This is a genomic window from Streptosporangium sp. 'caverna' (assembly GCF_003203775.1).
Lineage (GTDB): Bacteria > Actinomycetota > Actinomycetes > Streptosporangiales > Streptosporangiaceae > Streptosporangium > Streptosporangium subroseum.
In genome coordinates, this window is the sequence record NZ_CP029711.1 from 8,142,857 (window position 1) to 8,162,713 (window position 19,857).

A 19,857-nucleotide genomic window follows, 5' to 3' on the forward strand; every position below is an offset into this window, starting at 1 on the left:
CCGGCCCCGTTCATCCCCAGAACGGCATTCTGTGGAGAGCGCCGGGGCTGTCCACAGGGCTGAGGGCTCCAGCGAGCTCGGACCGGAGGGCCGGCAGACTCACACCTGAGAGCTCCGGTGGGCTCAGGGCCGAGGGCTCCAGCGAGCTCCGCTCAGGTCTGGGGGTGGAGGGCCCCGGCGGGCGCCAGCCTCGTCCGGACCATGATGGCCGCACCCGCCACGGCGGCGGGCATCGCGACCACCGCGACCAGCGGAATGAGGAAGAGCAGGAAGAGCAGGACCCCGAAGCCGAGCGCCGGGGCCTTGTTGCCCCGAAGCAGAGCGAAACGGCTCTTTCGCACCATGCCCCTGCGCTCCATGGCCAGCGTGGTGAGTTCGACCGTGAGGAAGAAGCCCGAGACCAGGGCGCCCAGCACCGGCACCACCGTCTGCCCGATCACCGGCACGAACCCCAGGAAGAACAGCGGGATCGTGAACAGCAGCACATATCCGAGGGTGATCAGGCTGTCCTTGATGGACCTGAGGATCGACTTCCAGAGCGGAAGCCCGTGCCCCGTCGGCACGTCGCCGTGGGTCTCCTCGACCTTCTCGGAGAGCTTCTCGTAGAAGGGCTCGCCCAGGATCAGGGTCACCGCGGTGAAGGTCACCACGGACAGGATCAGTCCGGCGCCGAAGATCGCCAGTCCGACCAGGCTGTGGAGTGCCGTCTGCGCTCCCTCACCCCACGTGTCGGCGAACGGTGTCGCCCAATCGGCGATGTCGAGGGCGTTCGTGCCCAGCAGGTAGAGGCCCACGGCGTAGAGGACGAACACGATCAGGGCCGGGATCAACCCGAACAGCCACCAGCGAGGGTACCGCGCGACCCAGCGCAGCCCCTGGAAGAAAAACCCGATGCCGTCCAGAAAGGAGCGGAAATGACCCATGACGGAACATTATCGGGATCAAGGATGCTCGGTGACCCCATCGAGAACCCTCGGCCCCGCGCCGCCGTACATGCGGAGAGTGAGCGGCCTCCGGAGCACGACGGGTGCGCGCAGGAAACGGCACAGGCGGCACGGGGCACGCGCGGGGCATGATGCGCGGGACACGCGCAGGTGGATGCACGGGCGCGCAGGGAACATGCACGGGACACATGCGGGGCGCGCAGGGCAGCGACGCCGCTGCGGGACGGGGACGGACCGTCACGCGCGAGAAGACCTGCGGAGAAGCGAATTGGGCGCGTTGCCGAGACGTGCGGAGAAAGCGGATCGGGTGCGTGACCGGAACGGGCGGATAAGCCGCTCAGGCGCGTTGCCAGAGGGCCGGGACGGAGGCGACGTCCAGGGCGGCGAAGAGGCGGCGGAGAAGGGGCAACGAGATGCCCAGAACGTTGCCGTGGTCGCCGTCGATGCCGTCGACGAACCAACCGCCGAAGCCGTCCAGGGTGAAGGCGCCGGCGACGCGGAGGGGCTCGCCGGTGGCGACGTAGGCGGTGATCTCGGCGTCGGTGGGGGTGCCGAAGCGTATGACCGTGGCGCCCACCTCGAAGACCTCCCGGCCGTTCGCGACGTCGATCACGCAGTGGCCGGTGAGCAGGCGGCCCTCGCGGCCCCGCATGCTCTGCCAGCGGGCAACGGCCTCCTCGGGTGTGCCCGGCTTGCCATAGGCCCGGCCGTCGAGCTCCAGCATCGAGTCACAGCCGATGACCAGGCCGTCGTTCAGCTCTCGCGCCACCACGGCCGCCTTCGCGCGGGCCAGCGCGAGGCAGAGCTCGCTCGGGCTGTCGGCGGTGATCGCGTCCTCGTCCACACCGCTGACGATCACCTTGGGATCGAGTCCGGCGCTGCGGAGCAGGGCGAGGCGGGCAGGCGAGGCGGAGGCGAGAACGATCTGGGTCACACCGATCGAGCCTAGCGGCTCCGTTCCGGTGGTCGGCCGTCCGACAGATCATCGGGAAAAGCACGGACCGGCCGACGGGTCACCGGAAAAAGCATGGGGCCGTTCCTGGGTCGCTCGGAGTCCAGGACGAGGTCAGGACCGGCGCCAGCGCCAGGCCAGGACCAGGGCCACAACCAGGGCCACAACCAGGAGCAGGACCAATAGCAGGGCCAGGACCAGCGCAACCGCCAGAACCAGGGCTAGGACCAGGACAAGGACCAGCGCCAGGAGCAAGACGAGGGTCAGGACCAATGCCAGGGCCAGAGCCAGGACAAGGATCAGGACCAGTGGCAGGGTCGCCCAGTTCGCCCAGGTAGGCCAGGCCAGGAGCGGGGCCAGGAAGGGGGCCGGCTTCATGACGGGCCCTCCCCCGAGGTCGGCAGCCCGGGAGGAGCTTCGGGAGGGGGCGGTGGCGGGATGACGCCGCGGGGAAGCCCCGCCGCGGCGTACACCTCGGCCTCGCCCAGGGTCTCGTGCTCCAGCAGGGCAGCGACGATGGTGTCCAGGCGCTCCCTGTTCGCCGCCAGAACGCGCAGGGCGATCTCGTAACACTCGTCCACGATGCGCCGGACCTCCTTGTCCACGGTGGCCAGGGTGTCCGGAGCGGCGGTGAGCTGGCCGTCGGCGGAGCCGGGCAGGATGGTCAGCGGGCCGATGCTGGAGGACATGCCCCAGCGGCCGACCATGCCACGGGCGATCATCGTGACCTGCTCCAGATCGTTCTCCGAGCCGGTGGTGATGACGCCGTAGATGACCTGTTCGGCTGCCATGCCGCCGAGGGCGCCGACGATCCTGCCGCGCAGATACTGCTCGTCGTAGGCGTAGCGGTCGGTGTCCGGCGTGGAGAGTGTGACGCCGAGCGCCCGGCCGCGGGGGATGATCGAGATTTTTCTGACCGGGTCGGCGCCGGGCTGGAGCATGCCGAGCAGCGCATGGCCGGCCTCGTGGTAGGCGGTGCGCCTGCGCTCGTCCTGCGAGATCACGACCGTGCGGGCCGTACCGAGCTGGATCTTCTCCAGCGCGTCGGCGAAGTCGGGGGGAAACACCTGTTTCCGGCCCCGCTTGGCGGCGAGCAGCGCGGCCTCGTTGACCAGGTTGGCCAGGTCGGCGCCTGTCATGCCGGGGGTGGTCCTGGCGATGTTCTCCAGCTTCACGTCGTCGGCGAGTGGTACGCCGCGGGTGTGCACCTTGAGGATCTCCGCCCGTCCCTTGACGTCGGGCGCGGACACCACGACGGTCCGGTCGAACCGGCCGGGTCGCAGCAGTGCCGGGTCCAGGATCTCCGCCCGGTTGGAGGCGGCGATCACGATGACGCCCTCGGAGCCGGTGAAGCCGTCCATCTCGGTGAGGATCTGGTTGAGGGTCTGTTCCCGCTCGTCGTGACCGCCGATGACACTGCCGCCGCGCGCCCGGCCGATCGCGTCGATCTCGTCGATGAAGATGATCGACGGGGCGACCTTGCGGGCCTCCGAGAACAGCTCGCGCACCCGGGAGGCGCCGACCCCCACGATCATCTCGATGAACTCCGCGGCGCTCGCGGAGAAGAACGGCACGTCGGCCTCTCCGGCGACGGCTCTGGCGAGCAGGGTCTTACCGGTGCCGGGCGGGCCGGTGAGCAGCACGCCCTTGGGCAGCTTGGCTCCCAGGCGGCGATACTTCTCGGGCTCCCTGAGGTAGTCGACCACCTCGGCGACCTCGTTCTTCACCTCGTCGATGCCCGCGACGTCGTTGAAGTCGACCCGCACCTTGCCCGCCTCCAGCGGCGTGGCCGACTTCGACCTGCCGAGACCGCCGAGGCCGCCGAGTCCTCCCCCCAGCCCTCCTCCGCCGCTCATCGCACCTGCCGCGCGCCGCATGAGCCAGATCCACAGTCCGGCCAGCACCGCCACGGGCAGCAGGGACAGCAGGAGGTTCCCGAGGAAGCCCCGGCCGTTGCTGACGGGTTCGGCCTTGATCTCCGTACCCGTCCTGGTCAGTTGCTGGTAGAGCTGCTGCTGGTTGGCGAAGACCGGCATCTCGGTGGAGAACATGGTGTAAGCCTGGTTCTGGCGGTCGGGATCCCGGGCCGTCTTCTTCAGGTTGCCCTGGATCGACGTGCCCGTGGCGTAGATCTCCTTGACGTTGCCCGCCTGCACCTGCTGGGTGAACTGGGTGTAGGAGATCGGCTCGGGTGACTTCTCGTCGAAGAACGACGAGATCAGGAAGATGGCGGCGTAGGCGAACACCAGGGTGACCATGAAACGTCGCCAGTTGATCTTCGGGCGCTGCGGAGACGTATCGTCCGGCAGGCCTTCCGACCGCCAGGGCTTGGGCTCGTTCTTCTTGCCGTCCCCCTCCGGGCCGGCCCCCTTGCGATCCTGAGGTGTCGGTCGCTCCACGACATCCCCCTCCACGACTGGGGGAGTCTCCCTGGAACGAGCGTCCTCCAGGAGTGCGTCCGGACGGCCGGCTCGGTCGAGTCCTTCAGGCCGTGCCGCCCGCTTCCGGAGCCTCCCCGCTCGGCGACGGCGGGATCATCGCCCGCGACCGCGGAGAGGACGGCCGTGAGATTCCCCCGGGTTTCATCACGCCCGCGAACAACGCCATTCCTGCCCAGGGGGGAGCTACTTCAATCTGAGGGACGAAACCGCCGTGTTGATGTCACGCCAGTGAGAGCGCTGGACGTCGGGGATCGTCACGAAGAGCATGGCGGGCTTGGCGTCGGGGACCTCTGTCACGGTGACGGCGGCTTGGGAGAAGTGAGGCTTGCCCTTGACCTCGTATTTCACCCGGTAGGCGAGCAGCCAGCCGCCCTTGATCGGCTGCGAGGCGGTCCACGCGATCTTGCTGCCCTTGGGGTGGTGGTTGAGCGTCCAGCGGGCGGCCAGCAACGCGGTGTCCTTCGGGTCCTGCTGCACCTGGATCGGCACGGGGCAGCTCACGATCATCGCCCGGTGAGCGGCGCCCTTCGCCACCGGCAGCACCTGCTTGGTGGAGAACGGCGACGCTCCGTAGAGCTTCCACGGCTTGCCGAACCGGGCCAGCGACACACCCGCCTTGTTGTCCTGCAGGCGGGTCTTGCCCTTGTACGGCTTGCCCGGCAGCAGGGCGAGCCGCTTGTCGCTCGGCAGATCGGGAACGCGCGGGTCGGCCAGTGCCGCCACCACGGCGCTCCGGTCCGGCGCGGGGGTGGCGAGTGCGGCGGTCTGCGAGGGCGACGCCGACGAGGAGGTCGACGGGGACGCCGAGGACACAGCGGAGGAAGCGGAGGCGGACGGCGGCGGCGAGCTGACGCCGGACGAGGGCGTCGCGGCAGATGGCGCGGCAACCGGCCCCGGCGGCCCCTCGTCCGGCTGACCTGAGGAGCCCGACATCACGAAGCCGACCACGGCCGCGACCACGGCCAGGACCACCACGATGACCGCCGCCAGGATGCGGTAGATCACTCGCATCGGCAGGTCGCCGATGCGGGATCGCTTCACGGGGGACGACTTCGGCGGGTCTTCACCGAAGACTTGCGGTAATTCCGACGTGGCCGCCTCGGCAGTCACGTATGTCGGCTTAGAACCCGTCCCCCGGGTCCCCTGAATCCCACCCAACCCATCGAGCACGATCGGGAGCGTACGACAAATCCGGTTTTCCCGTGCGGGATACCCATCACACTTCGGGAACGAGTGCCTACCTCTTTACCCTCCTTACCATCGGCGAACCCCTCCTGCGATGATCCGTGGATGCTCGTAGAACGCCAGGTAGAGCTCCGGTTCGACATCCCCTCACGCGAGGCCGCCACGCACACCAACCTGTCCGCCGTCCGCGCCGACGCCCTCGGCCTCTGGCTGGCAGGTGACGAGACCGCCACCATCGAGCACCTGACCCTGCGCGACGGCCGCTACGACGACCAGCGCACCTTCTTCCTGGCCGACTTCGTGGACCTGCCCGCCGGGCGCACGGAGGAGGCCGACATCGAAGGTCTGGGCCGATCCGACGGCTGGCTCTGGGCGGTGGGGTCGCACAGCCTCAAGCGCAGGCGGATCAAGAAGGAGCACTCCGGCCAGAAGGCCCGCCGCCGGCTCGCCACCGTGGTGCGCGAGGAGAACCGCTACATCCTCGTACGGCTGCCGCTCGTCGGGGCCACCCCCGTCCGCGAGGACGGCCGGCGCAGGGCCGAGATCCTCTCGGGCCCCGGCCGGAACCTGGCCGACCTGATGGCGGACGACCCGCATCTCGCCCCCTTCGTCTCGATTCCCAGCAAGGACAACGGCCTGGACGTCGAGGGCATCGCGGTGCTCGGAGGCCGCCTGTTCATCGGCCTGCGCGGCCCGGTGCTGCGCGGCTGGGCCGTACTGCTGGAGATCCGGCCGCAGAGCGATCCCCGGCGTCCGGGCCGTCTCAGGCTCGCCCCCATCGACGGCAGGCCGTACCGGACGCATTTTCTGAACCTCGGCGGGCTCGGTATCCGCGACCTGTGCCCGCACCGGGGAGACCTGCTGGTCCTCGCCGGGCCGACCATGAGTCTCGACGGCCCCGTCCGGGTGCTGCGCTGGCGGCCGGAGGACGAACCGTCGGTGGAGCACGATCCCGAGCTCGTCACGGAGCTGCCCCACGGGGACGGCCGCGACCACGCGGAGGGCATCGCCATGCTCGACGACGAGCACCTCATCGTGGTCTACGACAGCCCGTCCGAGGCGCGCTTCACCGCGGAGGGAGGCGTGCTCGCCGACATCGTCAGGATGATCTGAGCGGCCCGGATCCCGCGGGCCTGAAGCCGCCTTCGCGGAGCCAGGGGGCGTCCGCGACGACCGTGCGGGACCCGGGCTCGATCTCGGTGAACCCCGCGTCCCTGACCACCGGCAGGCCGGTGCCGGCCAGCGCGGCCCATCCGGCCGGGTCGGCGGTCCGTACGGAGACCGCCAGGTCCTTGTCCCGCCACGCCCGCCGGGCGCGCTCGTCGCTTCCCCACCAGGCGAGCTGGGCCGCGTGCCCGGCCTGGGCCATGGCCTTGCCCGCCGACATCTCCAGCTCCGGATTGAGCCAGAGCACCACGTCCCCGGGTGGTCCCGGCTCGGCGGAGTCGATCAGCTCGGTGCCGGAGACCTGAAGCCTGGACAGGTCCTTGGGCCAGTCGTCGAGCGGGACCGGCGGGTGAACGCGGACCTCGGCGGTGCCCGAGGCGACGGTGATGCCCGGCAGGTCGAGCACCCGGCGCCACTCGGCCCCGCGCGCCCGCCGGACGACCTTCCTGATCCCGATGCTCTCCCAGGCCCGCATCTGCCCGGCCCACTCGCCGTCGTCGAGGGCCCGGGGATCGTTCAGCAGCGTCAGCACGGCCAGCGCCGCCGCCTCCAGGGCGTCGGACCGCTCGGGCGGCGTCGCCCGCTCGATCCGCACCACCAGGGGGAGCACCTTCTTGTCCGTCGTCTCGGGAGCCCCGCCCGTCGCGCCCGCCAGGTCGCCCGTCACGTCGGTCACGTGATCTCCCCCGCTTCTCCGCCACCGGTACGACGTGCCCGGCGGCTCGCTCGCCTTCGTTCGTTCACGCCTTCAAGGATGCCTTCTTCGTGATGGCGACCGACATGAGGGCGGCAAGGAGGCAGAGGGCCCCGGCGACGTACCAGGCGAGGTCGTAGGCGCCGAAGTGGTCACGGGTGAGCCCGGCGCCGACGGCGGCGATGGCGGCGCCGACCTGGTGGGAGGCGAAGACCCAGCCGAACACCACGGCGCCGTCGGGACCGTAGATCTGTCGGCACAGGGCCACCGTGGGCGGAACCGTGGCCACCCAGTCGAGACCGTAGAAGACGATGAAGACGAGCATGCTGGGTTCGGTGGAGGCGGCGAACAGGCTGGGCAGGATCATCAGCGACACGCCGCGCAGCGCGTAGTAGACGCCGAGCAGGATCCGCGAGTCGACCTTGTCGCTCAGCCAGCCGGACGCGATGGTCCCGACGACGTCGAAGATCCCGACCAGCGCGAGCAGTCCCGCGGCGGCCGGTTCGGCCATGCCGTGGTCGTGGGCGGCCGGGATGAAGTGGGTGCCGACCAGGCCGTTCGTGCTCGCCCCGCAGATCGCGAATCCGGCGACGAGCAGCCAGAAGGGCCGGGTCCGCGCGGCGCTCCGCAGCACGGTGAGGGCGCGTACGGCGCTGCCGGTCCGGGGCGGCGCGATGACCGGGGGCGCGTCGGGGTCCGCGCCCAGGGCGGTGGTGCCCACCTCTTCCGGGCGGTCGCGCAGCAGGAACCAGACCAGGGGAACCACGGCCAGCGCGGCGACGGTGACCGTGACGGCGGCCGATCGCCAGCCCTGGTCGGCCGCCAGGTGGGCGAGGACGGGGAGGAAGATGAGCTGGCCGGTGGCGCCGCCCGCGGTGAGCACGCCCGTGACGAGACCGCGGTGGCGGACGAACCAGCGTTCGGTGAGGGTGGCGGCGAAGACCAGGGCCATCGACCCGGTGCCGAGGCCGACCAGGACGCCCCAGCAGAGGACGAGCTGCCAGGGCGCGTTCATCAGGATCGTCAGTCCGCTGCCCGCGGCGACCAGCAGCAGCGCGCAGGAGACCACCCTGCGCATGCCGAAGCGGTCCATGAGAGCGGCGGCGAAGGGGGCGGTCAGCCCGTAGAGCATGAGGTTGATCGAGACGGCCAGCGAGATCGTGCCCCGGGACCAGCCGAACTCCTCCTGGAGCGGGGTGATCAGCACACCGGGCGTCGCCCGGAACCCGGCCGCGCCGAGTATGGCCACGAACGCGACTCCCGCCACGATCCAGGCGCGGTGAAGCACACGCTTGCGCGTCTGAAGAGTCGTTGTCATGGGGTCAATCATGGAGTTCGGCGGATGCGCTCACGAGTGGCCCGGATGCCAATATCCGCAAGGATCAGGCCATCGTGGCGGCCGTACCGCAATGCCCGGTCCGGGTGAACGATGAAGATCCATTTATGTGCGGCGGACGTTTCCCGTCATCGTCCGCCAAATCGAGGGGCCGAACAGATCATGGTGAGATCCCCCCGAAACTTTTCTGAAACAAAAGGTTCATACATGGGATGGTTCGACAACCCGATATCAACCTAGAACCCGCATAAATAGGAATTCCTGTACGATCCCGCCAACGTCGGGAGCTCTACCATCCGGTCTGCCTCCCATCCCGAGCGCACCGATCGGAAAGGCAGGGCTTATTCCCGTGATCACGGACAGTGAGTGACGCCCCGGTCTCTGACACGGCTCGACGTACGCCCTACCCGCTGGATGATCTCCGGCAACCCCCGTTGACTACTCTCCGTCATCTCGCATACTGGGACTTTTCAGGCAAACGTTACGTTTCTCCCCGATTCTCACCAATGGGGGAGTTTTGCGCTTCGCGCCCGACTTTGTTACAGCTTGGGACGTTACCGGTCTCAGGTCTGCAACACCCATGTCGTCCTACTTGTCCAGGAGAGAGTCACGGTGCTCAGCTTTGTTCAACCAATGCTGGGCTGACTACAAATCGGACAATTGAAGGAGTGCTGCCGTGTTCCATGCGCGGACATCTGGCAAGTTTTTAGCGATAGTGGCGGGAGGTGCCCTCCTGCTGAGCGCCTGCGCGGGCAACGACTCGGCGAGCAATCCCACCGCTTCGGGTTCGGCCTCAGCCTCGGCCCCGGCCTCGGCCCCGGCAGCTCAGACCATCACGTACTCCTACGAGCAGGAGTTCCACTCCTACAACAACAACACCGCCGCGGAGAACGCCACCCGTAACGCCGGCCCCCTCCAGCGGGTGCTGACGGGCTTCTGGTTCTTCGGCGACAAGGGCGCCATCACGCCGGACAAGGACTTCGGCACCTACGAGAAGACCTCCGACGACCCGCTGACCGTCGAATACACGATCAGCGACAAGGCGGTCTGGTCGGACGGCGTCCCGATCGACTGTGACGACGTCCTGCTGTGGTGGGCGTCGAACTCGGGCAAGGTCAAGGGCTTCTCCTCCTCCGGCACCACCGGCGTCGAGGACACCAAGCTGCCCGAGTGCGACAAGGGCGGCAAGAAGTTCTCCCTCATCTACGACAAGCCGTTCGCGGACTGGATCGCCAACGGCCCCGGCGCGACCGCCATGCTGCCCGCCCAGGTGGTGGAGAAGCAGGCCGGTCTGTCCGAGGACGACTTCATCGCGGCGGTCAAGGCCACCGACGCCAAGAAGCTCGAGAAGGCCATCAAGTTCTACAACGACGGCTGGATCTCCGAGGGCACGCTGCCCGCGGCCGACCTGATCCCGTCCTCCGGCCCGTACAAGCTCTCCAAGATGGACGCCGGCCAGTCGCTGACCTTCGTCGCCAACGACAAGTGGTGGGGCGCCCCCGCAGCGACCCCGACCATCGTCGAGCGCGTCATCGCCCTGGACGAGCAGTCCCAGGCGCTGCAGAACCGCGAGGTTCAGATCGTCCAGCCGCAGCCCGGTCCCGACGTGCTCAAGCAGCTCCAGGGCCTCGAGGGCGTGAAGACCGAGATCAGCGACGCCTACACCTATGAGCACCTGGACTTCAACTTCGACTCCAGCCCGTTCAAGGACAAGGCGCTGCGTGAGGCCTTCGCCAAGTGCGTGCCCCGGCAGCTCATCGTCGACAACCTGATCAAGCCCGTCGCGCCGGAGGCCAAGCCCCTGGAGATCCGCAACGTGGCCGCGTTCCAGTCCAACTACGCCGCGGTGATCGCTGCCAGTGGTGGCGGCGCCGCCGCCTACGCCCAGCCGGACATCGAGGGCGCCAAGGCGCTCGTGGAGAAGGCGGGCAAGACCGGTACCGAGATCAAGGTCGGCTACCAGACCCCGAACCCCCGCCGCACCGCGGCCGTCCAGCTCATCATCGACTCCTGCAACAAGGCCGGATTCAAGGTCGTCGACAAGGGCTCCGAGGACTTCTTCGGCACCGTGATGCCCGCCAACGGCTATGACGTGGCGCTGTTCGCCTGGTCGGGTTCCTCCCTGGTCAGCGGCTGGGGCTCCACCTACACCACTCCGGTGAAGTGCGACGGCGAGAACAAGGGCAACAACAACGGCTGCTACGCCAACAAGGAAGTCGACGCCCTCGTCAAGAAGCTGAACTCGACCGTGGACCTGGCCGCCCAGGACCCGATCATCGGTCAGATCGAGAAGATCCTCTGGGATGACCTCGCCACCATCCCGCTCTTCCAGCACCCGGGCCTCTACGCGTGGGACGAGGCGCTCCAGAACGTCGTCCCGAACCCCGCGCAGTCGACCATCACCTGGAACATGGACAAGTGGAGCCTGACGTAATCACGTCGCTCCACGATCCCTTCACCATCCGCATCCGCGGCTGACGAAACACCGACCGTCCCAGGGCCGGGACTGAAGGATCACAAGTCCTTCAGTCCCGGCCCTGATCCGCATATAGTCCCCTCAAATAAGCAGGAGGTGACAGAATGATCGTCTTCATCGCGCGAAGGCTGGTCATCTCATTCTTCGTCCTCCTGGCGGCCACCTTCATCATCTTTGTGTTGACGGCGCTCTCGGGCGACCCGTTGGAAGACCTCCGCCAGGACAACAGCCCGAACAAAGACCTCAAGATCGCCGACCGTGTCGACCGGATGCAGCTCAACGTGCCGATCCCCATCCGTTACCTCGGTTGGCTCGGTCGCCTCGTCCGGGGCGAGCTCGGCGTCAACCGTGACGGCCAGGACGTCGCCCCGCTTCTCGGCCACGCCCTGTCCGCCACCCTCCAGCTGGTGCTCGTCGCAACCGTGATGGCGATCATCGTCGGCATCACGGTCGGCATCGTCTCCGCCCTCCGCCAGTACAGCGGCTTCGACTACTCGGTCACCTTCGCCGCCTTCGTCTGCTTCTCCCTGCCGATCTTCTGGATCGCGGTGATGCTCAAGCAGTACATGGCCATCGAGTTCAACAACTGGCTGAAGGATCCCAGCATCCCGCCGACCGTCATCGGTGTCCTGGCCCTACTCGGCGGCCTGATCTTCGGCGCGCTCACCGCGGGCGACCGCCGGCGGCGGCTCCTCGCCTTCGCCGTCGGCGTCGCGATCTCCGGCGCGCTGTTCACCCTGCTCTCGGTGACCCGCTGGTTCGCCGACCCCGGTTTCGGGCTTCCCCTCATCCTGGCCATCTCGGCCGCCGCCGCGGTCGGCTTCACCGTCCTGTCCGCCGGGTTGCGGCAGCGCGGACCGCTCTACGCGGCTCTCGGCGCCACCCTGGTCGGAGCGCTGGCCTCCCAGGTGCTCGGCCCGCTGCTGGCCGACCCGACCTGGCTGGAGATCATCGGCTTCGCCCTGGTGACGGTCGCGATCTGCGTCGGCCTCGGCTACGGCCTCGGCGGGATCCAGCGCCGCCAGGCGATCACCGCCTCGGTGCTGACCGGTCTGTTCACCGGTGCCCTGATCTTCGTGGACCGGCTGCTCCAGGCCTTCGACTCCTACAGCCAGGCGGTCCGCGGCCGTCCGATCTCGACGATCGGCGCCCGCACCCCCAACTTCGTGGGTGACTTCTGGCAGATGAACCTGGACTCGGCGGGCCACCTGCTGCTGCCGAGCATGGCGCTCATCCTGGTCTCGCTGGCGACCTACACGCGCTACAGCCGGGCGAGCATGCTGGAGGTCATGAACCAGGACTACGTCCGCACGGCCCGGGCCAAGGGCCTTCCGGAGCGGAGCGTCGTGGTCAAGCACGCCTTCCGCAACGGGCTCATCCCGGTCACCACCCTGATGGCCTTCGACTTCGCCGGCGTCATCGGCGGCGCGGTGGTCACCGAGAACGTCTTCGGCTGGCAGGGCATGGGAAACCTGTTCATCAAGGGTCTCAGAGAGGTCGACCCCGCCCCGGTCATGGCGTTCTTCATCGTCACCGGGACCGCGATCGTCGTCTTCAACATGATCGCCGACATCCTCTATGCGTACCTCGACCCGCGCATCCGGCTGTCCTGAAATCGGAGAACCACCCATGACGCTCAATGCGCAGGCATCGGTGCCTGACACCGCATCCGATTCGCAGGGCATGGCGATCGTCGCCCGCACCCAGGGCCAGATGGTCCGCCGCCGATTCTTCCGGCACCGCGCCGCGCTGGCCGGGATGATCCTCTTCGGCTTCGTCATCATTCTGGCGTTCACCTCCATCGGCTTCGCCGGCATCCCCGGCTGGTGGGGCAAGAACTACCTCGACACCGGCGCCCTGACGAACCAGGGGAGGCCGACCCTTAGCCTGATCCCCGAGTTCCTCGGCGGCACGGGTCTGCACCTGGGCGAGCACCCGTTCGGCCAGGACGACATCGGCATCGACTACTTCGCGCTGACCATGCGCGGCGCCCAGCAGTCGATCACCATCGCGTTTGTCGTCGGCATCGTCGCGACCTTCATCGGCACCGTCGTCGGGGCCGTCGCCGGTTACTTCCGCGGCCGGCTCGAGGCCGTGCTGATGCGCCTCACCGACGTGATGATCACCATCCCGGTCCTCATCATCGCCGCCGTCGTCGGCCGGATGATGGGCGACAGCGGCGCACTCGTCCTCGGCCTCTTCCTCGGCCTGGTGACCTGGCCGACGCTGAGCCGCCTGGTCCGCGGCGAGTTCCTCTCGCTGCGGGAGAAGGAGTTCGTGGAGGCCGCCCGCGCCATCGGCACCTCCCCCCGGCGAATCATCTTCCGGCACATCCTGCCGAACACCGTCGGCGTGATCATCGTCAGCGCCACGCTGGGCATCGCCAGCGCGGTGCTGCTGGAGTCGGCGCTGTCCTTCCTCGGCCTGGGCATCAAGCCGCCGGACACCTCGCTGGGCCAGCTCATCAGCGAATACCGCAGCGCGATGGTGGTCCGTCCGTGGCTGTTCTGGTGGCCGGGCATGTTCATCATCGTGATCGCGCTCTCCATCAACTTCATCGGCGACGGCCTGCGTGACGCCTTCGACCCCCGACAGACCCGGGTGCGTGCCTAATGACGACTCCCAACGTGCCGATCGAGCCCCGCAAGGGCGACGCGCACACCTATGACGTTCCTCCCACCGTGCTCGACGCCTCCGGGGAGGTGCACGTCGGCCTGACCCTGGACGCCGTACGGCCTCCGTCGGAAGAGGAGATCCTGCGGGTCGACAACCTGACCGTGGAGTTCCCGACCGAGGACGGCGTCGTGCGCGCGGTCCGGGGCGTCTCCTACAGCCTGCGCGAGCGCGAGGTCCTGGGCATCGTCGGTGAGTCCGGCTCCGGCAAGTCGGTCTCCTCACTCGCCGTCATGGGCCTGCTGCCCAAGAACGCCCGGGTCAGGGGACAGATCCTCTTCCGCGGCGACGACATGCTGAAGATGTCGCCCCGCAAGCAGCGGGGCCTGCGCGGACGTAAGATCGCGATGGTCTTCCAGGACCCGATGACCGCGCTGAACCCGGTGCACACGATCGGCGACCAGCTCGCCGAGGCGGTGCTCGCGCACGAGCTGATGCCGCGCAAGACCGCGCTGGCCCGGGCCAGGGAGATGCTCGACCTCGTCGGCATCCCGCAGGCCGAGGCTCGGCTGCGCAGCTACCCACACGAGTTCTCCGGCGGCATGCGCCAGCGCGCGATGATCGCCATGGCGGTCATCAACAACCCGGACATCATCATCGCCGACGAGCCCACCACGGCCCTCGACGTGACCGTCCAGGCCCAGATCCTGGAGAAGCTCCTCGAGGTCAAGGACGCGGTCAACGCGGCGATCGTGCTCATCACGCACGACCTGGGCGTCATCGCGGGCATGGCCCACCGGGTGCTGGTGATGTACGCCGGGCGTCCGGTCGAGATCGGTGACACCGACCCGGTGTTCGAGGAGCCCCGCATGCCGTACACGGCGGGCCTGCTCGGTTCGATCCCGTCCCTGGAGAACTCCGGCACCCGGCTCCGTCCGATCAAGGGCACTCCCCCGTCACTGATCAACCTGCCGACCGGCTGTCCCTTCTCGCCGCGCTGCCCGCTGGCCGACGACAAGTGCAGGACGGCCGAGCCGGAGCTGACCGAGACCGACAGCGGCGGGCACTTCGCGGCCTGCCACCACTGGGACCGGCTGGCCGCGGTCGAGGACCCGACCGTGTTCTTCCGTACCGAGAGCGAGACCATGGCATGAGCGTGAAGACCGAGGAGACGCCCGTTCCGCAACGGGAGCCCGACGGCGGCGACCACCTGCTCGACGTCAAGGACCTGGTGATGAACTTCCCGGTCCGGGGCGGCGGTTTCCTGCGCCGGGTGGTGGCCCAGGTCCAGGCGGTCAGCGGGGTGTCCCTGCACGTGGACGAGGGCGAGACCCTCGGCGTGGTGGGCGAGTCCGGCTGCGGCAAGTCGACGACGGGCCGGGCGATCCTGCAGCTGCACAAGCCCACCGCGGGCTCGGTACGGTTCCAGGGCAAGGAGCTGACCACGCTGTCGTCCAGGCAGCTCCAGCCCGTACGGCGCGACATGCAGATCGTCTTCCAGGACCCCTACGCGTCCCTCAACCCGAAGATGCCCGTCAACGACACCATCGCCGAGCCGCTGAAGGTCCATGACCGGTGGAAGGACGGCGGGCCCGAGCGGGTGGCCGAGCTCCTGCGGCTGGTCGGCCTGAACCCCGAGCACGGCAACCGCTACCCGCACGAGTTCTCCGGCGGCCAGCGCCAGCGTGTCGGCATCGCCAGGGCCCTGGCCCTGGAGCCGAAGCTGCTGGTGCTCGACGAGCCGGTGTCCGCGCTGGACGTCTCGGTCCAGGCGGGTGTGGTCAACCTGCTGGAGGATCTGCAGGACCTGCTGGGACTGGCCTACGTCTTCATCGCGCACGACCTGTCGGTGGTCCGCCACATCTCCGACCGGGTCGCGGTGATGTATCTGGGCAAGGTCATCGAGACCGGGCTCAGGGACGATCTCTACGACCGTCCCGCCCACCCCTACACCCAGGCGCTCCTGTCTGCGGCTCCCACGGCCAACCCGAAGGAGGAGCGCGCGAGGCAACGCGTCATCCTCACCGGTGACGTGCCGAGCCCGCTGGCCCCGCCGAGCGGCTGCCGCTTCCGCACCCGCTGCTGGAAGGCCCAGCCCATCTGCTCCGCCGAGGAGCCCCTGCTCGTCGACCGCGGCAACGGCCACCCCGTGGCCTGCCACTTCGCCGAGGTCACCGAACCCTGAGGTAAGCCCGCGAGCCGTACGGAACACCGGTTCCGTACGGCTCGCAGCGCGTTCGGGCCCTGCTCAGACCGAGCGAACCAAGCAAGATCCTGGACCCCGAGCAACACGAGGCCACCCGTCAGGCCCCAGCAAAGCGAGGCCCGTCCTGGACGCCAAGCGAAGCGAGACCACACGTCGGGCCCAAGCGAAGCGAGGCCCCGTCCCGAGCGGCGAGCGAAGCGAGACCCCGTCCCGGGCCCAAGCGAAGCGAGGCCATGTCCCGGAATCGAGCGAAGCGAGGCCACACGTCGGCCTAAGCGAAGCGAGGCCCGTCCGAGCGGCGAGCGAAGCGAGACACCGGGGGCCGCGGGGGCAGAGCCCCCGCACCGGGGGGCTCGGGGGGTCGTCCCCCCGTGTAAACGACGAAGGGGCCTGCCGCGAGCAAGCTCTCGCTTGCGAACAGCAGACCCCAGCCACAAGTGGAGCTATGGGGATTCGAACCCCAGACCTCCTCCATGCCATGGAGGCGCGCTACCAGCTGCGCCATAGCCCCTTGCGGTAAAACGTGGCGCTGCGGGACTCTCGTCCAGCGGCGCCACGCCAGTGTATAGGACATCGCGGTGCACCCTGTAACCGAAACCTCTCGGCGGCGAAGGTGGGCGGATACGCCTAACCGAGCGACGAGGCCTGGTTGATCAACCGCGCGAGCTCGGTCACGGCGGCGTCCTCCGTGGTCTCCGCCAGGCGGGTGGCGTGCTCGGCGAGCTCCCGGTTCCCCTCCCCGGCGAACTGCTCGCGGGTGCGGAGATTCTCGGCGAACGCCGCCGCCACCACGTCCACCTGGAACCTCACCGACGACTCCCGCCACAGCGAGGCCGACAGATCTGCCACCTCCAGGGAGCGGCTGGTCTCGGCGGGTTTACGGGTGTCGGGCTCCTGCCAGCGCACGGTGGCCGTGGCCAGCTGGCCCGAGGCCCCGCCGCGCAGCCGTACCTCGTAGAGGGCCGTCACCGAGTGGCCCGGGCCGATCTCCCCGCCGTCCTTGGCGTCGTCGCGGAAGTCCTCGGTCGCGATCTGCCGGTTCTCGTAGCCGATCAGGTGGTACGACTCCACGACCGAGGGGTTGAACACGACCTGCGCCTTGGCGTCGCGGGCCCGCAGGTCGAGGTTCGCGGCGAGTTGCTCGACGAATACCTTGCGCGCGTCGTCGACCGAGCTGACGTAGACCGCGGCGCCGTCCCCGTTGTCCGCGAGCTGCTCCATCAGCTGATCGCCGTAGTCACGGCCGACGCCGACGCACAGGAGGGTGACCTGCTTTCCGGCGAACTCCCTGACCTTGCCGAGGATGCCCTGCCAGGTCGTGTCGCCGACGTTGGCCAGGCCGTCGGAGAGCAGGATGACCCGGTTGGTGGCCACCGGGCGGAAGCTCTGCGAGGCCTCGGCGTAACCGCGGGTCAGCCCCACTTCCAGATTCGTCGAATTCTGTACGGCGAGGCGCTCGACGGCCGCGTGCAGCCGGTCCTTTCCGGTCGCCGGGGTCATGGAGAGGATCACCTCGGCCTCGCCGCTGAAGGCCACGATGGAGACCTGGTCACCCGGCCCGAGCTGGTCGATGAGCTTGTGCAGCGCCTCCCTGACCAGGTCGAGCCGGCCGGGCTCGCCCATGGAGCCGGACACGTCCACCACGAAGGTCAGGTTCGCCGGACGCCGGGTCTCCGCGTCCGCCCTGCGGGTCTGCAGGCCCACGCGGAGCAGCGCGGTGCCGTTCTCGGGCATGCGCGCGCCGTCCATGTTCACGGTGAAACCGTCGTCCTCGGGCTCCGGGTAGTCCTGCCTGAAGGCGTTGACGAACTCCTCGGACCGGATCTGGCCCGGTTCGGGCAGCCTGCCCTCCTGGAGGAGCCGCTTGCTGTAGCCGTAGGAGGCGGTGTCAACGTCGAGGGCGAAAGTGGAGATCTGGCCGGCCGTGGTGTCCGGTTCCCGGGTGGCCTCGGCGCTCTGCTCCCCGTCGGTGGGCCGGCCCTGCTCGGTGGACTGGCCCTGCTCGGTCGACTGGCCCTGCGCCGGTGCCGGAACGGCCCGGCCCTGGTCGTTCTTCGGCTGGCCGGCGTCGGGCATGCCCGATCCGCTGCAGGCGGCGACGAGCAGCAGGGCGATGATGGCAAGGGCGATGGCCAGCGGGCGTAGCTTCAGGTCGCGCTTCATTTCGCCTCCGTAGGATGCGTGTCACCCCCTACGACGATCCCTTTTCACCATGAGTCGGGCGCTTCACTCAAGCGAGTGCAAACCGTGTTCGGCACGTGATCAGAATCTCCGGCCCGAATACCGCCCGCCACCCTCTGGCCCCCTGAGCCCTGGAGTTCGCGAGGTCCCGGGGATTTTCCCGGCCCCTCTCACCGAAGACAAGGGGCGGGACCCGGCCTTCCGGATCCCGCCCCCTGCCGGAACGGTGCGGATCATCCCGCCGTCATCCCCATGGGGACGACTGTCGAATATCTAGGGACGGCTGTCGAAGCCCAACCCTCTAGGGGTGACCGTCAAAGCCACACTTGATGACCGGGCGGATGCAGTCGCGCACGCGTCGCTCCATCTCCGCCTCGGGCCAGGCGTTGAAGAAGTCGCCGTGCATCGTGTATCCGGGTCCGGACGCCAGCCTGAAGTTCGCGGGGTTGCCGCTGACCGGGTAGCGCAGGACCTGGCGCAGCTTCGGCACCGGCACCGGGTGCGAGGACGGGCAGGTGTTGTTCACCGGGTAGGCCATGTGACTCTTGTGGTCCGCCGAGTCCAGGTCCCTGCCGTTCCAGCACTGCGGGAAGTCCAGGTAGGACTCCAGCATCGTGCCCGCCGGGCAGTTGACGAAGTCCTTCGACGGGTTGACCTGCCCGGCGTGCAGGCACGACCAGCGTGCGTTGCTGGTGGGGTCGTTGGGGGTGGTCGCCTTGGCGTTGCCCGCCACGATCCTCAGGCCCAGCGGGATCGGCTGGGTCCGGGCGAGCGTCTCGGCGTTCACGCCCTCCCCCAGGTAGTAGAAGGTGGTGCCGGTGGGCTCCACCGGGACGTTGTTGGAGTACAGGGTCGGCACCCAGTACGACGATATGTCGATGCTCGGAGCGCAGCTGCTGCTGTTCGCCTGCTGCAGGGTCGCGAGGTTGCTGTTGGCGTTGGTGGAGGGGTTGCCGAAGAAGCTGTGCATGTGCGATCCGCCGGGAAGCCCGGGGAACACGATCGGGTCGTCGGGCAGGCGGTGGGTGAACGGGCACTCCGCGAGGAACTCGGCCACACGCACGATCGGCCCCTGGGGCGGCGGGGACGACGGCGTGGCGCCGCCGCTGCCGAAGACCTGGAACTCCCAGAGCGAGACTCCGTACTGGGTGGCACGCTTGGTGGTGTTGAGCCGGACGTAGCGCCCGTTACCCGACACGTTCAGGGTCTGGTTGCCACCGGTGCCGGCGGTCGTGGTGTGAATGGTCGTCCAGGTGGATCCGTTGGTGGAGGTCTGGATCGTGAAGGCGCTGGCGTACGCGGCCTCCCAGTTCAGCACCACCCTGTTGACGGTGGCGGCCGCACCCAGGTCGACCTGGAGCCACTGAGGGTCGCTGAAGGCGCTGGCCCAGCGGGTGCCGAGATTGCCGTCGACCGCGGACGAGGCCGGTGAGCCGCCGTTCTCGGTCGAGGAGGCGCTGACGGGGCGCCCCTGTGACAGCGGGGTCTCCGCGGCGCTGGCCTGGCCGGTGACGACGGTCAGGGAGCCGGCCACGAGCGCCGCCAGTGCTCCCATCATCACCGCCAGCCGTAGGCGTCGTCGCCCGGTGCGGGGCGGGGGGACGGTTAGATCCATGGGTTTTTTCTCCTCCGGTTATGCGGGTGATACAGCTGAAAAACGAT

At 68.7% G+C, this 19,857-nt stretch carries 15 protein-coding genes and 1 tRNA gene; 6 read left to right on the forward strand and 10 right to left on the reverse strand.

What is annotated here, in order from left to right; genetic code table 11:
* Window positions 1–152 precede the first annotated feature (152 nt).
* The 5 genes from DKM19_RS35015 to DKM19_RS35035 form a co-directional block, all read right to left on the reverse strand.
* Window positions 153–923 carry an EI24 domain-containing protein gene (locus DKM19_RS35015; RefSeq protein ID WP_110701721.1) on the reverse strand — a complete coding sequence of 257 codons (771 nt, stop codon included), beginning with the start codon at window positions 921–923 and terminating at the stop codon, window positions 153–155.
* A 358-nt stretch (window positions 924–1,281) separates the two neighbouring features.
* Window positions 1,282–1,878 carry a nucleoside triphosphate pyrophosphatase gene (locus DKM19_RS35020; protein ID WP_110701723.1) on the reverse strand — a complete coding sequence of 199 codons (597 nt, stop codon included), beginning with the start codon at window positions 1,876–1,878 and terminating at the stop codon, window positions 1,282–1,284.
* A 132-nt stretch (window positions 1,879–2,010) separates the two neighbouring features.
* Window positions 2,011–2,274 (reverse strand): hypothetical protein, encoded by a 264-nt coding sequence (locus DKM19_RS35025; RefSeq protein ID WP_162641996.1) that lies wholly within the window; start codon window positions 2,272–2,274, stop codon window positions 2,011–2,013.
* Window positions 2,271–4,295 carry an ATP-dependent zinc metalloprotease FtsH gene (gene ftsH, locus DKM19_RS35030; protein WP_110706211.1) on the reverse strand — a complete coding sequence of 675 codons (2,025 nt, stop codon included), beginning with the start codon at window positions 4,293–4,295 and terminating at the stop codon, window positions 2,271–2,273. The genes DKM19_RS35025 and ftsH overlap by 4 nt, the downstream gene beginning before the upstream one ends.
* Window positions 4,296–4,520: 225 nt before the next feature.
* Entirely contained in the window at window positions 4,521–5,378 is an 858-nt protein-coding gene (locus tag DKM19_RS35035; protein ID WP_110701725.1) for a hypothetical protein, read from the reverse strand.
* 249 nt (window positions 5,379–5,627) lie between these two features.
* Here DKM19_RS35035 and DKM19_RS35040 point away from each other — a divergent pair, with 249 nt between their 5' ends.
* Window positions 5,628–6,635 (forward strand): DUF3616 domain-containing protein, encoded by a 1,008-nt coding sequence (locus DKM19_RS35040; RefSeq protein ID WP_110701727.1) that lies wholly within the window; start codon window positions 5,628–5,630, stop codon window positions 6,633–6,635.
* Here the strand turns inward: DKM19_RS35040 and DKM19_RS35045 are convergent.
* Both DKM19_RS35045 and DKM19_RS35050 read right to left on the reverse strand, forming a co-directional pair.
* Entirely contained in the window at window positions 6,622–7,365 is a 744-nt protein-coding gene (locus DKM19_RS35045; protein WP_110701729.1) for a peptidyl-tRNA hydrolase, read from the reverse strand. The genes DKM19_RS35040 and DKM19_RS35045 overlap by 14 nt on opposite strands.
* 64 nt (window positions 7,366–7,429) lie before the next feature.
* Window positions 7,430–8,701 carry an MFS transporter gene (locus tag DKM19_RS35050; protein WP_239513744.1) on the reverse strand — a complete coding sequence of 424 codons (1,272 nt, stop codon included), beginning with the start codon at window positions 8,699–8,701 and terminating at the stop codon, window positions 7,430–7,432.
* A gap of 694 nt (window positions 8,702–9,395) precedes the next feature.
* Between DKM19_RS35050 and DKM19_RS35055 the strand changes: the two genes are divergently transcribed.
* The 5 genes from DKM19_RS35055 to DKM19_RS35075 all read left to right on the forward strand — a co-directional run bounded on the left by DKM19_RS35055 (window position 9,396) and on the right by DKM19_RS35075 (window position 15,993).
* Complete coding sequence (locus tag DKM19_RS35055) at window positions 9,396–11,153, forward strand: ABC transporter family substrate-binding protein (RefSeq protein WP_110701733.1); 1,758 nt, start codon at window positions 9,396–9,398, stop codon at window positions 11,151–11,153.
* A gap of 146 nt (window positions 11,154–11,299) precedes the next feature.
* Window positions 11,300–12,808 (forward strand): ABC transporter permease, encoded by a 1,509-nt coding sequence (locus DKM19_RS35060; RefSeq protein WP_110701735.1) that lies wholly within the window; start codon window positions 11,300–11,302, stop codon window positions 12,806–12,808.
* Between the two features lie 16 nt (window positions 12,809–12,824).
* Window positions 12,825–13,808, forward strand: a complete 984-nt coding sequence (locus tag DKM19_RS35065; protein ID WP_110701737.1) for an ABC transporter permease — start codon at window positions 12,825–12,827, stop codon at window positions 13,806–13,808.
* Entirely contained in the window at window positions 13,808–14,962 is a 1,155-nt protein-coding gene (locus tag DKM19_RS35070) for an ABC transporter ATP-binding protein (RefSeq protein ID WP_110701739.1), read from the forward strand. Before DKM19_RS35065 ends, DKM19_RS35070 begins: the two co-directional genes overlap by 1 nt.
* Window positions 14,959–15,993: an ABC transporter ATP-binding protein gene (locus DKM19_RS35075; protein WP_110701741.1), complete on the forward strand. Its 1,035-nt coding sequence runs from the start codon at window positions 14,959–14,961 to the stop codon at window positions 15,991–15,993. The genes DKM19_RS35070 and DKM19_RS35075 overlap by 4 nt, the downstream gene beginning before the upstream one ends.
* 459 nt (window positions 15,994–16,452) lie before the next feature.
* Here the strand turns inward: DKM19_RS35075 and DKM19_RS35080 are convergent.
* The 3 genes from DKM19_RS35080 to DKM19_RS35090 form a co-directional block, all read right to left on the reverse strand.
* Window positions 16,453–16,525, reverse strand: a tRNA-Ala gene (locus tag DKM19_RS35080).
* A 116-nt stretch (window positions 16,526–16,641) separates the two neighbouring features.
* Window positions 16,642–18,177 (reverse strand): von Willebrand factor type A domain-containing protein, encoded by a 1,536-nt coding sequence (locus DKM19_RS35085; RefSeq protein ID WP_239513746.1) that lies wholly within the window; start codon window positions 18,175–18,177, stop codon window positions 16,642–16,644.
* A 319-nt stretch (window positions 18,178–18,496) separates the two neighbouring features.
* On the reverse strand, window positions 18,497–19,810 hold the full coding sequence (locus tag DKM19_RS35090; RefSeq protein ID WP_110701743.1) for a DUF1996 domain-containing protein: 1,314 nt from the start codon (window positions 19,808–19,810) through the stop codon (window positions 18,497–18,499).
* Between the last annotated feature and the right edge of the window lie 47 nt (window positions 19,811–19,857).